At 43.0% G+C, this 14,865-nt stretch carries 12 protein-coding genes and 2 pseudogenes; 6 read left to right on the forward strand and 8 right to left on the reverse strand.

Features of this window, described 5'->3' with window-relative positions; translation table 11 throughout:
- Positions 1–105: 105 nt before the first annotated feature.
- Together CDC33_RS35230 and CDC33_RS40960 are read right to left on the reverse strand one after the other, a co-directional pair.
- Positions 106–2,004 (reverse strand): annotated as a pseudogene (locus CDC33_RS35230) (Tn3 family transposase); the annotation flags it as partial.
- Positions 2,005–2,006: 2 nt separating this feature from the next.
- Positions 2,007–2,492 (reverse strand): annotated as a pseudogene (locus CDC33_RS40960) (transposase); the annotation flags it as partial.
- Positions 2,493–3,033: 541 nt separating this feature from the next.
- Between CDC33_RS40960 and CDC33_RS35240 the strand changes: the two are divergent.
- From CDC33_RS35240 to CDC33_RS41800, 5 genes are all read left to right on the forward strand, one after another.
- Positions 3,034–3,795 carry a KilA-N domain-containing protein gene (locus tag CDC33_RS35240; protein WP_109013181.1) on the forward strand — a complete coding sequence of 254 codons (762 nt, stop codon included), beginning with the start codon at positions 3,034–3,036 and terminating at the stop codon, positions 3,793–3,795.
- 25 nt (positions 3,796–3,820) lie between these two features.
- Entirely contained in the window at positions 3,821–4,099 is a 279-nt protein-coding gene (locus CDC33_RS35245; protein ID WP_109013182.1) for a hypothetical protein, read from the forward strand.
- Between the two features lie 68 nt (positions 4,100–4,167).
- The gene (locus CDC33_RS35250; RefSeq protein WP_109013183.1) at positions 4,168–4,767 is read left to right on the forward strand and encodes an alpha-ketoglutarate-dependent dioxygenase AlkB family protein; all 600 of its coding nucleotides are present in this window, start codon (positions 4,168–4,170) and stop codon (positions 4,765–4,767) included.
- Between the two features lie 110 nt (positions 4,768–4,877).
- Positions 4,878–7,172, forward strand: a complete 2,295-nt coding sequence (locus CDC33_RS35255) for a plasmid replication protein, CyRepA1 family (RefSeq protein ID WP_369694410.1) — start codon at positions 4,878–4,880, stop codon at positions 7,170–7,172.
- A gap of 117 nt (positions 7,173–7,289) precedes the next feature.
- The gene (locus CDC33_RS41800; protein WP_369694411.1) at positions 7,290–8,204 is read left to right on the forward strand and encodes a hypothetical protein; all 915 of its coding nucleotides are present in this window, start codon (positions 7,290–7,292) and stop codon (positions 8,202–8,204) included.
- Positions 8,205–8,287: 83 nt separating this feature from the next.
- Here the strand turns inward: CDC33_RS41800 and CDC33_RS35260 are convergent, their stop codons facing one another.
- Positions 8,288–9,433: a hypothetical protein gene (locus tag CDC33_RS35260; RefSeq protein ID WP_146195922.1), complete on the reverse strand. Its 1,146-nt coding sequence runs from the start codon at positions 9,431–9,433 to the stop codon at positions 8,288–8,290.
- Positions 9,434–9,651: 218 nt separating this feature from the next.
- Between CDC33_RS35260 and CDC33_RS35265 the strand changes: the two genes are divergently transcribed.
- Positions 9,652–10,047, forward strand: coding sequence for a hypothetical protein (locus tag CDC33_RS35265; protein ID WP_109013185.1), 396 nt, complete (start codon positions 9,652–9,654; stop codon positions 10,045–10,047).
- A 93-nt stretch (positions 10,048–10,140) separates the two neighbouring features.
- Here CDC33_RS35265 and CDC33_RS35270 read toward each other — a convergent pair whose 3' ends face one another.
- The 5 genes from CDC33_RS35270 to CDC33_RS35290 form a co-directional block, all read right to left on the reverse strand.
- Complete coding sequence (locus CDC33_RS35270; protein ID WP_109013186.1) at positions 10,141–12,885, reverse strand: WD40 repeat domain-containing protein; 2,745 nt, start codon at positions 12,883–12,885, stop codon at positions 10,141–10,143.
- A gap of 49 nt (positions 12,886–12,934) precedes the next feature.
- A complete protein-coding gene (locus tag CDC33_RS35275; protein ID WP_109013187.1) occupies positions 12,935–13,249 on the reverse strand; it encodes a DUF1392 family protein in 315 nt (104 codons plus the stop codon).
- Positions 13,246–13,644: a MerR family transcriptional regulator gene (locus CDC33_RS35280; RefSeq protein ID WP_100904091.1), complete on the reverse strand. Its 399-nt coding sequence runs from the start codon at positions 13,642–13,644 to the stop codon at positions 13,246–13,248. Before CDC33_RS35280 ends, CDC33_RS35275 begins: the two co-directional genes overlap by 4 nt.
- 16 nt (positions 13,645–13,660) lie before the next feature.
- Positions 13,661–13,870: a hypothetical protein gene (locus tag CDC33_RS35285; RefSeq protein ID WP_109013188.1), complete on the reverse strand. Its 210-nt coding sequence runs from the start codon at positions 13,868–13,870 to the stop codon at positions 13,661–13,663.
- Between the two features lie 66 nt (positions 13,871–13,936).
- Positions 13,937–14,767, reverse strand: a complete 831-nt coding sequence (locus tag CDC33_RS35290; protein WP_109013189.1) for a hypothetical protein — start codon at positions 14,765–14,767, stop codon at positions 13,937–13,939.
- Positions 14,768–14,865: the final 98 nt, after the last annotated feature.

The following is a 14,865-nucleotide window of genomic DNA, read 5'->3' on the forward strand; positions in this document are numbered from 1 at the left end:
AAATAGAAGTCCTCTCAGTACATCAAGGGGTAAAAGTAGCGAAGAGCTAATTTGCCGCCACGTGACGGCTGAAAATCTTACCCAGACTAGGTTTCAGACAAAAAATCAAGCATTAGCAGCATCAATTTGTAATCGCTCGTTCATATCCAGTCGAAAAGTGCCGTAAGGGTTAACATGTAACCAAATCAACGGTGATAATGCGCGGAAATCTTCTTTTCTCATCTGCTTCATCCAAGTGGCTTCTGCCAAAACCCTTTGAATCATTAGGGTATTGATGTAAACAAGGCTGATTTGCAGCAGGTGCAGGCACAAAACCGATAATTCTTGTTCATCCAGGCGGTTAGTAGCAATTTCACTGTTTTTGCCGTAAAAAATAAAACCATTAGCACTATTCCAGTTTTCCACCACATTCAGCCCTTCATTAATCTCACGCCGTAATGCTTCAGAGTTGAGGTAGTGACAGAGAAAGATAGTTTTAACCGCTCTACCTAGCTCAGAAAGTGCTTTTTGTGTCGGATGTTGAGGAGAAGAACGGCTAAAACGTTTCAAAATCGTGTCTGCTTCCGCCGTTCCTAAACGTAAAGCAGTAGTATATTTAATCATCTGGTCATACTGTTGGCGAATCAGTTCCCAATCAATCGCTTTAGTCAGTACAAGTTGTAAATTAGGAAAATCTTGTTTTTGTCCAGCACTGGGTAGATATAACTTTTGGGAGCCGATGCGCTTGATCCGAGGCATCAACTCAAAGCCCAGTAAACGGCAGAAGCCAAAGGCAATTTCATTTTGACCGTGGGTGTCTACATAGTTTTTCTTTACCTTCATATCAGTGCAATGACGTAAGAGACCCTCAATCATTGCTGCCACCTCCGAAGAAGAACAGGTCTTAAGTTGAGAGTAGATGCAGGCAGATTTTTTCTCAACGTGCCAATAGATCATCACTCCCCGACCTCCATAACGGATGTGCCATTCTGTCATCAAATTTTGATCCCACGAGCCAAACTTTTTGGAATCACTAGCACACGCTGTCGTACCTTCTCCCCAAATTGCTACCTTACGAACATTGAAAGTAGCATTTACAACTTCTGCGATAGCATTACGCAAGTGTTCTCGGTGAATGTAGTGCTTTTTGACATAACGCAGATCATACTCTAAGTCACTGTTAATTCCTCCGCACATACGCTTAAGTCCAGTATTACTACCCAATCCATACAAACACAACAACAATCGTCGTTGTAGGGTTTCTCGGTCTAGGTTAGAACGCACACCCGTATTCTTGAAATGATTAGTAAAACCAATCCGCAGGTCAGCTTCTTTCAACATATCCAGCAAACTGGTCAGGGGCCAGCGCCTTTCTATCTCACGTTTAAGTTGCAAGATATTGAGTGGTTCTGGCTGTGCTTCCAGAGGAGAGACGCTAATCCAACCATTTTTCTTCTTTTGAATCTTGACTTTAGTATTGCTTGGCATTGCTCTATCCAGCATTGTTAAACCCTGGGTCATTTCCTGCTGGAGTTGGCTGATAAAAGTGAGAGCATCTAATGGTTGCCCTAAAGCCAAGTAGTAGGTTTCTCGATGTACTTCAAAGTCTTGGGGCAAGTCTTCTTCTGGGTTACAGTAGCGTTTAGCCCCAACTACCCAAATTTCCTTCGAGCGCAGCTTATCTCGCAGTGCCTGTAGCACGCATATTTCATAATTGGCTCGATTTACCCGTTCCTGCCCATCCTTGTCCTCTTCTAAAATCAGGCGGCGTTGCTCCTTGGAGAGAACACCATTGATGAACAATTCCTCACCGATTGCATAGTATCGCTGATTGCTGTGTTGGTATCTTTTAAGCAATGACAAAGCAGAAATTACTGGGCGGTGCATATCATTATTAGAGCGAAACTCTAGTGTGGATAGCAGTTGAGGAACCATGCGCCGATAGTGATGCAGATATGATGAACGCATCACTGTGTAAACTTTTTCCTCATATGTAGGACTGTTAGATTTATATTCTTTGACTACCGCTCATTAATAATCAAATGAAGCTTAAACCCAAAGTGCCAGCCCACAGAATTTTTGCCCCATTTCACTAATCCTTTAAACACAAGAGTGAGAATGTGCCCTACAGTTATGACAAACATTAATTGGTATGGAATCAATAAAGCTAATCCCAGTAATTTCTCAATAACGTGTATGTAAAAAGCAACATAACAGCCATTTTGCACCAGGGCATCAGTTCCACAAACCGAGTGTAGCTGACTAAATTGGGAAATGCTTCATGCCAACTTGTAAGCACATGCAGCGTGCAAAATTCCTTGAAAGTCTTATATCCACTGCCATGAAATGCGATGACTATTGTCATCACTTCCGATAGATGCATCCTGGATTTACTGCGACGTTCTCCTGTTGTCGATGGCAGTTGTGGTACTTGCTGCCATAGATTTTCCCATTGCTTACAGAAATCATCTACGTCGCAGAAAATTTGCGCTCTGGTCGAGGCGAGATACAATCGTAGACTAAGCCCTGACTCTCATTTTTGTTAGATATTCTTAGTCTCGGCATTTTTTTGTGCCTTTTTTGCTGATTCTCAATCAATCGTAGCGATCGCCTTCGGTGGGTGCTTCGCGCCATCGCTTGGTCTTTCCCAGTTGAGCAAATTCATATATCACAAGCTTTTTGGCTTTTTCTAATCGTCGAACTCACGTTAAATTAGCTTTTTTTCTGAAATGCCTTCGAGATATGCTTTTCAGCCATTGCGTGGCGGCAAATTCTCTCTTCGCTACTTTTACCCCTAATTGATACTAAGCCCTAAAGACTTATTGCAGATATATTTGGAAATAATTGTCAAATAACTTGCTACCAATCTTTTTGAGATATCTCATCAAGATGATTTAACGTGTAATTACGTATATTAATTGCAAATAAAATTACTCCATACACAAATGTAAGTTTTAGCGATGGCTACGCCCGCCGCAGGCATCGCACCTTTTTTGTCTGACCTCACAAAATCGCGTTGCTCCCCATTTTTGGCACGAATCAGAAATTAACCAAATGCCCCAAGATGGGGAAATAGGTAAATATGTTGTACCCAAGGGCTACGTGAATGCAAGTCAAATGTGCAAAGCTAACGGGAAATTCTTAGCTGATTACACGAAGCTCAAGTCTACAAAGCAGTATTTGCAAGCACTTTCTAACGATATGAAGATCCTCATATCGTTATTGGTGATAGATATCCAGGGATACGGAAGTGAGCAAAGCACTTGGATTCATCCAGAAATCGCCATTGATTTAGCTCGGTGGGTTTCTGTTGAATTCCGCATCTGGGCCAACAGAACTTTAATGAAAGTGATGCTCTCAACCCAAGTAGAGCAAGTATTACAGCAGGAACCACCACATACATTAGCTCCATCGCACGAAGCCGCACAGTTAGCAATGATGTTGGGGGAATTTGCTGGACTAGACAAATCCCTCACTGCCCAGTTAGCAGTTAATGCCGCCACCAAAGTTAACCCCGCACTTAAGCCAGCAGCAGATGAACTAAAAACTGCGATCGCAGTTACAAATGTTTCTGAAGATGCATTTCTCAACCCAACACAAATCGGTGAGGTAGTGGGAATGTCTGCACGGGCTGTTAACCACTGCTTACTAAATTCGGGACTGCAATACAGAACTGATGATAAGAAAATTCCCTATCGTCCTACTGAATCAGGCAAGCAATGGGGTCGCATGGTTCCCGCAGTCGCCAAATCTTCAAATCAAACTGTTTTTCAACTGCGGTGGTTGCCCGAAATAGTAAAAGTCATCTCTCAATAATTCCCTACCTAACTCAACAACAATTATGAACACTCTACGAAAAACCTTGGCAGAAAAATACGGTCTAGTTGCTGATATTATGCACGACGATTATTTTTTTGTTCAACTACCAGAAAACGAAGATCATTCACTCAAGTTTTTAGAGAGCAATTTACCAGAGTGTATTCGGGTTGAACTTTCAGAATGTTTCGCTGGTAGTGTGATTGCGGCTTGGGAAGTCCCTTTATTTTTACTCCCCCAAGTTTTACAGCAAGCCCATGATTTTGTCATTGAGTATTGGGAGCAAGTATCTCAAGAAACGTGAAGTATTCTCCAGCAACTAAAACTAAGAACAACTGCTTCAGTACACATTTTTCATTGCAGAAAACTACCATGCAACAACTCAATTTATTTGCTGAATCAACCCCAGTTTTACCCATCACTTATTATCCCGATTTCTTAAGCCAGGAACTTGCCAATGAACTCTACCAACACTGCTTAAAACTGGAGTGGCAGCAGAATCAAATCAGGATCGCGGGTAAAACAATGCCCGTCCCTCGCCTGGAATGCCTGTACGGTGACAAAGGCTGTGACTATCTTTACTCGAACAGCGTATTTTTGAAACCCCTGACTTGGACAGATAATCTGGCTAACTTGCGGGACAGAATCACTACGTTAACTGGCTACAAGTTCCGTATCGTCATCGGTAATCAGTATCGCAGTGGACAGGACAGCATCGGCTGGCACTCTGACAACGAGGAATCGATGGGATATCAGCCAGCGATCGCATCAGTAAGCCTGGGGTCATGTCGCAAGTTTCAAATCAAACCGAGAAATGGCAGACCAACGGATTTCTGGCTGGAACACGGCAGCTTACTTGTGATGCACCCAGGCTGTCAATCAACTCATCTGCATCAGGTTCCAAAAACCAACAAAGTTGTTAGCACACGAATCAATCTCACATTCAGACCGCACACAGGCGGGAACAGATAACGCTGTAGCTGGCTATTGAGGATTTCATAGCCAGCATCGCAAAAAGTTTGAACTGGCGGCACAGACCCAAGTGCCGCTTCCTGAACCATGCGTCAAAAAATAGAGGAAATATGCGTATAATCGAGTCTGATTCTCAAGTAAAACATTTACAAGAATGGCTCAACAGTGGAGTTGACGAAGAAATCACTGCCCTGAATGTACGTTCGCTCTACGGCACAACACCCCACGAATATCTCCTCTACAGTCCCAAAATCTCCCGTCGCAACGATGGACGATTACGCGATCGCGATTTGAAAAAATACCAACACATCGAACTAGGCGGCTGGTGGTGCAGTGGTGTTGACCCCCTCAACGACTATGTACTGATGATGTGGGGCTGCTTTAAACCCGACCATCCCCGAAGAGATCGCCAGAAAATTCACAAATTCATCAAGTATGAACACCCATATAGAGAAGAGACACGCGCTTTCTTCCTCTTAGTGCCAAATCGCATTTGGGTGAAAGTCTCTAATCGTAGCGGCATCCCCATCACCGAAGAAGATTTACAGCATCCTGGTGGTTTCTGGCACTGGGTTTGGCGGCACAACGTACCAGTGACAATCGTGGAAGGTGTCAAAAAAGCGGGGGCGTTATTGACTGCGGGTTATGCAGCGATCGCTATCCCCGGTGTCAACGCTGGATACCGCACCCCCCAAGATGAGTACGGTACTGCCACTTGTGTTGAGCGTAGTCGAAACATTGGTAAGCCATCCCTCATCCCCGACTTGAAACATTTTGCAACACAGGGGAGACAGGTTAACATTTGCTTTGACCAGGACAATAAACCCGAAACTGTACAGCGAGTCAGAACCGCTATCAGTCGCATGGGACGGCTGCTGGTAAATGAAGGTTGTTCGCTGCGAGTGATTGATTTACCGTTAGGGGCTTCTAAAGGGGTTGATGATTTTATCGTTGCTCATGGTCAGTCGGCATTTGACGCACTCTACAACACCGCCGTTGCACTGGAGTTATGGGAAATCAAGCTGTTTACTCTGCTGACTTATCCGCCTGCGATCGCTCTCAACCAAAGATTCTTGGATCACTTGCTTGTACCAGAGGGTGAAAAACTGATTATCCTCAAGGCTCCCAAAGGTAGTGGTAAAACCCAATGGCTGTCTACTGAGGTGGCCAAAGCCCATGACCTTGGACGCAGGGTGTTAATCATCACCCATCGGATTCAACTTGGTGAGGCATTATGCGATCGCTTCGGTGTTAACTATGTGACTGAAGTCCGCACTTCGGGAACAGGTACATTATTAGGATACGGGGTGTGTGTAGACTCCCTGCATCAAGAGAGCCAGGCGCGATTCAATCCCAATGACTGGTCAAATGATGTCATTATTATTGATGAATGTGACCAAGTTTTCTGGCATTTACTTAACTCTGGTACGGAGGTTGCTAAACGTCGGGTATCGGTTCTAAAAAACCTGAAACAACTAGTACAAAATGTTCTCGGTAGCGAACACGGCAAGATTTACCTATCAAGTGCTGATGTTTCCGATACTGATGTCAAATACGTTCTTTCTCTTGCTGGAGAATATCGGGTTAATCCATTCGTTATCGTCAACAACTATCGCCACGTTGCCGGAAACTGTTACAACTATTCTGGCAGTAACCCGAAGAATCTCATCGCCGCACTGGACAAAGCGATAGCCAAAGGAGGGCATCATCTATTGTGTTGCTCTGCTCAAAAGGCAAAGTCCAAATGGGGAACCCAGGCACTTGAGGAACGTTTTCGTCGCAAATTCCCACATCTGCGAATCCTCAGAATTGACAGCGAATCTGTTGCAGACCCCTCTCATGCTGCTATGGGGTGTATTTCTCACCTGAACGAAATTCTGACCGAGTATGATTTAGTTATCGCCTCACCCAGTCTTGAAACTGGGGTATCCATCGACATTGAAGGACACTTTGATGGTGTATGGGGGATTTTTCAGGGTGTGCAGCCGGTTAACTCCGTGCGGCAGATGTTGGCAAGGGTTAGGGAAACTGTTGACCGTCACATTTGGGTTAGAGAGTGGGGGATGTCGGTTGTGGGCAATGGTTCCACAACGATAGGAGGATTGCTCAGAAGTCAACACGTCGCAACACAAGCGAACATTGCGCTGTTGTCGGCGGCGGATAATGCGGATTTGAGCTATATTGATCAGAATTTTCAGCCCGAATCCCTACAGACTTGGGGTAAGCGTGGTTCTGTTATTAACGTCGAGATGCGGCGCTATCGGGAATCGGTGCTTGCGGGTTTGGTCGAAGATGGTTACACCATTATCGATGCCTCGGATGCATCGGATGATGAGACTGGCGCAGTAATCGAGTCGGTTAAGGCGGCATCTGTTGAATTGTATGCTGCGGAGTGTGAAGCGTAGGCGTAGCCCGCCGCAGGCATCGCTAATTCTGCAACCATTTCTGATGCCGAACTCAAGAAGCTCCTTGACACAAGGGCGAAAACTAAAACCGAACGATACCAGCAGCGCAAGGCGGAATTGTCCCGCCGCTACGAAATTGACGTAACCCCTGATTTAGTCGAGAAAGATGACGACGGCTGGTATCCTCAACTGCGGATGCACTACTATTTGACGCTGGGGCGAGAGTTTCTGACCACCCGTGATGCGAAACGGGCTAAGGCACAAGCCGAAGCTGGGAATAATGCTATCTGGAAGCCGGATTTTAACAAGGGGCAGCTATTGACTGCCGTCTTATTATTGGAGAGACTGAACTTGTTGCAGTTGCTTACCTCTGGGGAACGGTTACGCTCTTCTGACGAGGCGATGCAGGAGTTGAAGAAGGCGGCGATGAAGAATCGGTATCTCATCAAAACTTGTTTAAACGTCACCATTTCGGAAAAATTTACTCCCATAACGATCGCACAGAAGTTACTTGCCAAAATTGATTTGAAGTTGAATTATGTTGGTCGATTGGGCAAGCGTGAAAATCGGGAGTGCGTTTACCAATTCGTTGCCCCTGATGATGAGCGTGATTCGATTTTCGGGCAGTGGCTCAATCGGGATGAAGTGTTTCTTAGTGAGTTGGTGTCAGTCAGTAATAATATAAGTACTACCACACCAGTAACTGACACAACATCACTTTCCATATCCCACAATACTGAATTGGTGTCAGGCACTAATAATATAGTCTTTGCAACACCACTCAGTGACACAGCACCACATACCCCAGAAAATATTGCGATTCTTAGATGGAAGGGGCTAAAGCTGAAATTGCAGCAAGGTTTGGACAGCGCTGGTCAGTTCTACCAACAGCTAGTCTCCACAATCGGCTCGGCTATTGGCGTTGCTGATGGGGAGCCTTACTGGAACGGATATCTGGGGCAGTGGCAAGTTTGGGTAAACTTTGGAAGCGGGTGTAAGTCGGTGGTGTGCGATTGGTTGGCGGCGGTGTAGGTTAAAGTAGTTCACTGTTATCCATCACAGAGCAATCGCAAAACTTTTCAGTCTACTGACAGTAGTCTTACCCCAATCGGGCTTTAGAAACTAGGAGTTAAATTTATTAATAATTTCAGCCATTCTATCCAGTAGTGTGTCGTGGAATCGCCAAGGGTGATGGTTATTTCGTTACTGCCGACATGAAGATAGGAAGTAATTTCAAAGCGATCAACAGTATAATTATCACTTCGGGGGTCATGGTTAGCAGCTATACACTTGTTATTAACCTCAATATTCACTGGTGAATACCCTTTTCTACCTCCCATTCCAGAAGAGAGATGGCTAAGGTAAAGTATTGCAAAATTAGCTGGCTCTTTTAATTCAAAATTAGCTCGGATACAACTGCGATTTGAATACAGCAAACGGAGCTTACCATCGAAGGCTTCGGAATCATCATTATTAATTGTTACCACTGACAACCCATCTGTAGCGTTTCTCATTCCCCCTGAAAACTCACAACTTAACTGATAATTAGTTGCATCTTGGTCGGCCAGCTTTTGTTGGTACTCTTGCTGAATGCGTTGGCGATCGCGTTCGGCTGCTTCATCTGCATCTCTTTGCTCGTCAATTAGTTTTTGCTCCATCTGTTGGAGGTTTACTCGTACAAGAGCGTTAATATCTTGCATTCGTACAATTGCAGATATATTAAAAGCAGGTTTACCAGCTATGAGAGACAGAGTGTTCAGATAACTGGAAGCTTTTCCACAAATACCTATTGCCACGTATTCATCAGGTACATACACTTCTACCTTTTCAGCAGAGCCAAATGTCTTAACGTAAGATGGCAGTTGAGGTATCAATGGTTCGCTGATAAGTTCTTCATTAGTAACCTGCCCATTCAACCACCTGCGCCAAATCAGGCTGAGGGAATTGATAGCTCCGTGTCCGTAGTAATTCACAGTTTGAAAGCGTAGACCAACTAGCACATACCCGAATTGGATGAAAATATCTCCACCGCCTCCATCGCCTCCCTGCTGTTTGCCAATATAAAGTTCGGATCTAATAGAGCGATCTGCCTCAAGAGCTTGAAAAATTGGCGTTACTCCATCAATAATGTCACCCTTGCGGATTTGCATTCCAGTTATCACGCAAGTATGAGAAATTTGTTCAAAATATTTTCCTGAAGCACCTTGAGGATTTGGTATTTCCATGCATATTAAATTTTCATCAGACGATTCGTACTGCATTTTCAATCCTTAAGCATATAGTTTTCTTCTTAAAGATAAATTATTCTATTAACCAAAGTAAAAATCTAGAATACTATCTGATGCGGCATAAAAATACTCAAGAAATTAAGTATTACTGCGGAAACCTATTGCCATTTGGTTAACTATAATTGTCATGGTATAACTCAGCACCCTGTCCTCAACTTTTAAAGACTTTTACTTAAGTTCAAAAAAATAACATGAAAAACAATATCGATTGGGAAAACAGGATACTTCCTGAAGATTTTCGAGTGTATGTAGGTGAGACAGGTGTTATCAATCATTCCGTTCCTGGCTACCAAGAGAAGATTTTACCTACAGTAAATCGTTATCAAGGTAAGGATGGAGGTTACATTGCAATTTACTCCCATAATTCTGTTAGTGGGGTTTACAGCGTTGGAGGAGGCATTTACGTCATCGGACAAATTCGTTTAAAAGGAAAATACATTGGCAGAATTTTCCACCCTGCGGGCTACGAAGGACAAGAGATAAGTGCAGCAGAGGAGTTTAAGCAAGTGGCAGACGAAACATTCGAGTCTTGTCAGGGGGATTGTTGGGCAGGAGGGGATACAGGAGGCTGGTTTGGTATCCCCTAGAGTAATTGTTGTTGAAAAATTTCCTTTTACGAGAAGCCTTATACCTTAATTGATATTTTGGCAACATAACCACAAGACCAACCACACCAAGCACTAAATCCACTTCTGGGAATCGTATTTCAGATTGGGGAAATTTTCTAGACAGAGAAGTTGGCGATCGCTCTCACTAACATTAGGATTATTCGTCAAGTAATCTGAAATCCATTCGCATCCATAATCAATTAGTTGATCTAGCCCTAACTCTAGCTTCAAATCCCACAGAATGACTGTCTTGTCATTGCTTCCTGAGGCAAGGGTTTGACCGTCAGTACTAAAATCTAGTGCATTAATCTGATCATTATGTCCGTGTAAAGTTTTTTTCAAATTGCCGTCTAGATTCCAGAGTTTGACCGTCTTATCATTACTGGCTGTGGCAATCATATCATCATTTGGGCTAAAACGAACGGCAGTTACTTGGTCTGTATGTGCAAAAATCTTGGTCGGAGTAACAGTTATGCTGTTCGTATTGTTCAAAATGTTATCTATTTGCCATAGCTTGACGGTTTTATCAGCACTCCCTGTTGCTAATAACTTACCATCTGGACTGAAACAAACTACAAGAACTAGATTATCATGCTGATTAAAGTTTCTTAGCAATTTGAAGTTGTCTTCTTCCTTTCTCCAGAGTTCAACACTTCCATCTCCTTTACCCAAAGCAAACATCTGACCATCTGGGCTAAAACAAACAGCCAATACTTGATAATCATATTCTCGAATAATTCTGCACGACATACTTTCAGAATCACAAAGTTCTAGATATCCTTTCCCCTCTGGACTGCCGCTCCCAAGTAAAATGGTTTGGTTGTCAGAACTAAAACTCACTCCAAAAACTGTTGGCAGATGACTTTCGCCTGTATGGTTGCCTAAATTATGCGCGTGAAAATCTTGCTTATCTTTATCATCATCTAATTTCCAAACTTTAACTTCTCTATCTCCAGCAGCCGTTACAAACATTCTGCCATTGGGGCTAAAATCTAATGCGGTAATAGTTCCATTATGTCCTTTTTCCCAATTTCTTAATAACCTCCCGTCTTGACTCCAAAGTATTAATTGCCCCTGCCCACTTGTCGTGGCAATCATTGGTTGCTTAGGGTTAAACCTTACGGCATAAACTGAGCCAGTATGATGGTCGTCTAAGCCTTTGAGCTTACTGCCATTTGGTCTCCAAAGCCTCACAGTTCCCTCGTCACTGGCTGAAGCAAGTATCTGACCATCGGAATTGAAACAAACTGCACCCACTTTATCCCTATGCCCATTAAGGGTTGTCAGTAAGATGCCATCGTTTGTCTTCCAAATTTTGACTGTTGTATCCGTACTCACTGAGGCTAGTGTCTCCCCATCAGGGCTGAAACTGACCCCCCAAATCGCATCTCTATGGGCTTCTATGGTTCTGAGTAAATCACCATTTTGATCCCAGAGTCTAATTTCTCCATTACGACTTCCTGTAGCAAACTTGTCGCCATTCGGACTAAAATCTATGGCGTTCAGTGAACCTGCCCCTGTTTGTTTCTGTTGTATTGTCGTTCCGTCTGTTTTCCAGAGGTATAACTCGCCAAACCAACCTCCAGAGGCAATAAACTGTCCATTGGGGCTAAAAGCAAATGTCATTAAGTTATCACGTTCGTCCTTTTGGAGAATTACCTGTTTCCCTTCTAGGTTCATAAGTCTGATAGCGTTTGCTTTTGGTTCTTGTTGAGATTGCGATGTTCTATATACAAAGTGAGCAATCATCTGACCATCAGAACTCGATTTTACTGGAGAGAAACCTGGTGGTATTCTCTCTACCAAAGTACCATCTGACTGCCAAAATCTAATTATCCTTTGGCTATCCCGCATCAGAATGAGTTGTTGGTCGGTAGTAAATTCTAATTTTACAAATCGTCCCTGGCTATCCAGCAAAAGAATCGCTCTATTGGAAGTAAAACTCAATTCTGAAACCATGCTTAATGGTATGTCCTTGTCCTCCAAACGATTAAATTCTTTGACTTTGGAAAGGATTTGCCGCAAGACTACCTCAGTGCGAAGACGGATGTCTTCTTGTATCCACTGCGATTCTGAATTTCTCAGTTGTTGGAGTATTCTGGCTGCTTTCAAAATATGTATCAATGCCCCAAGTTGATCGTCTTGAAAACGAGCTTCAGATAAGGCAGTTAAGGCACTAATTTGACCTTCCAGTGCTTCGTCTCGTTGCTGTTCGTTTTCTGCCAGTCTCTTCCGCTTCTCCTCAATACTCTTGTTGATAAAATCTGTTTCTACTTTGTTTAACCAGTTCTGCTCAAAGTTAATAACTGATCTTAACCGCGAAAGGCGACTCTCTTCTTCTGTCCAAAGATTTCCTTGATCTTTGTTCCAATCATTAGCAGCAGGTGTTAAACGTCCTTGTAAGTCTAAGTTTTCCTTGTCCTTTCCTTTCCACTCTCTTAATTGAACCCATCCCAGTACCAAAGCATCATGGGCTGGTTCCACATAAGGTTCCCCTTCAGAATTAGAACCTTCAACGATTAAACGGGCTTGAGAAAAGCGTTCGATGACTGTTTTTACGCGATTATTTTCGTCCTGAGAAGAGTAAACCAATTCAGACTTTAAAACCTGTCGCCGTGCTAACTCCCCACCCTGCAATGAAATCATCCGCAACATTACCTGTCGCACTGTGTTTTCATAGGCGGGGTTTTCTTTAACTAACTGATCGTATTCCTGGTTAGCACGCTTGGTTATAGAACCAACCACTCTTCCCAACTTTTCGTAATCTGTTTTTGTTAAGGCGCGGTTATCTCTGGTGCGATCGCCTAAATACTTCAAGGGAGCAACGCGAAAAAGTGAGATCGGGGTTTAGTTCTCAATTACACCCCTATATTCTCAACAAAATCTGGTTTTTTAGTTGCGATCGCATCCTGAAACAAGCTATATACGTCCCAGATTTTAGCACCTCACAAAATCGCGTTGCTCCCATTTGGTTCTGTGTAGCGTGGAGGATTTCTTTTCCACAATCAATTGAATAAATCCAACATTCGTGTTTCCATTGCATTCCACAGCAATAGCCAAATGTTCTCGTGGTTCTGAGGTATACTCTCTCCAGTAAATTGACCTCAACAGGTGGAATTGTTCCACGCCAAGGTGGAGAAAGATACCAACTTGTTTGAAGTGCGTTAATGTTGTCAATCATGCAAGTTTCCCCACTAAATACTCGATAGCGTCTTTATCAATGGCAGCAATGCGGTTCTTAATACGTTCCGGTGGGTTTTGAAGAAATCGTTTTAAATCTTTGCTTTTAATTTGGTGATATCTGCCAGAGCGTCGAGTTGTGCGTATCCATCCTTTTTTTACCCAAGTCCAAACAGTAGCGGAATTAAGGTGTAAAACTCTGGCAATTTCGCAGCAGTTGTAGTTATCAAGAATTGGACGTGCGGAGTATCCTAAAAAGCGCAGTTTGTTTTGAATAGCTGATGTTGAGCGTGTGTATCCTCTTCTTTTTAGCCGATACGCTATTTGTTTGACAGTGTAAAGACAAGCCATTTCCTCAACGATTGCTATTTCTTCGTCAGTCCATTTGGGATTCATTTATTACCTCCAATGTTTAGGCAGATTTAGGAGAAGAATTTTCTTGAACAATCCGAGCGCTAATAGATTCAAAATCCACTTGAAAAATGTTCATCTCAGTCTGCATTCCCCCAGTGTTGTAGCGGTCTACTATGTGCTGTTTAATTGCGGATTGATTCAGCCCATCAGGGATATCAATGTGCGCTTCACTGATGATTTTTTCGACTACTGTGACAATGATTCTCATGGTTTAATTCCTATTTGATTAATTGAGGATTCAGAAGTAAAATTATTCTGAATCCTGACTTCTGATTTACACTGCTCCAGTCTTTGCTGTTTGCAACTCTTGCATCCATGCACTGATTGCCGCTAACTCGTCCGCACCGCTAGCAACAGCATCAATCACTTCCTTTTGATAAGAAGATTCCGCATGATTGGGATATTCACACTTATCTGATGCCCAAGCTAAACACATTGTTTTTATCAGAGAATCTATCTTGCTGATATCTAGCTGACTGGGATTAATAGCATTTTGAAATTGCAACCACTCTTTGACTAAATCAAGGGGATAATCAAGCAAAGTCCGAATCTGTTTTACTCGTAAATCAAGTGTGTGTACTGATTGAGGGACTACGCTAAGTTTTGGTGTGGATGGAGTAGTTGATGAAACACCACCTAAACGGGTTTGAATATCATGAATGATGGTTGCCCAGTCTGCATCTTTATCCCACTCTCTACGAATACGTACACGCGTTACTGCATCATAAAGCCGACAAAATACTACGTTCTCTTCCCCAGCAGTCACAGCAAGAATTAGGGGTTTCTCAAAATCTTGAACAATTGATGCAGCTAAGAGGAATGTTTTAGAGAAGTTAGTTTCAATACCAGTTCTGACAATATAAACCTCATCTGATCTCACAACGATGTCTAACTTAATGTTGTCCTTGCCTTTAAACTCTTTCGTTGTTAATCTCAGTTCTGATATGTAACCAGTCAATCCTTTTTCTAGAACAGGAATCGTTTTATCCTTATCGATGTTGTAGTGATACCAGAGATAGGATTCACCACTTAACTCAGCGTTTTTCACGTAGAGATAAATCGGTTCGGGAGGGTTGCATAAACCTAGTTTGATTTCAGCAGTCATGTTTCACCTCGGCTAAGTTTCATTGATTGTTGTCCTATGTGCAATAATGGGAATTCTGTAGCGTGAGAAAAACTTCCGTGCGTTCATCTGAAGTAATG

It is taken from the genome of Nostoc commune NIES-4072 (genome assembly GCF_003113895.1).
In the GTDB taxonomy this organism is placed as follows: Bacteria; Cyanobacteriota; Cyanobacteriia; order Cyanobacteriales; family Nostocaceae; genus Nostoc; species Nostoc commune.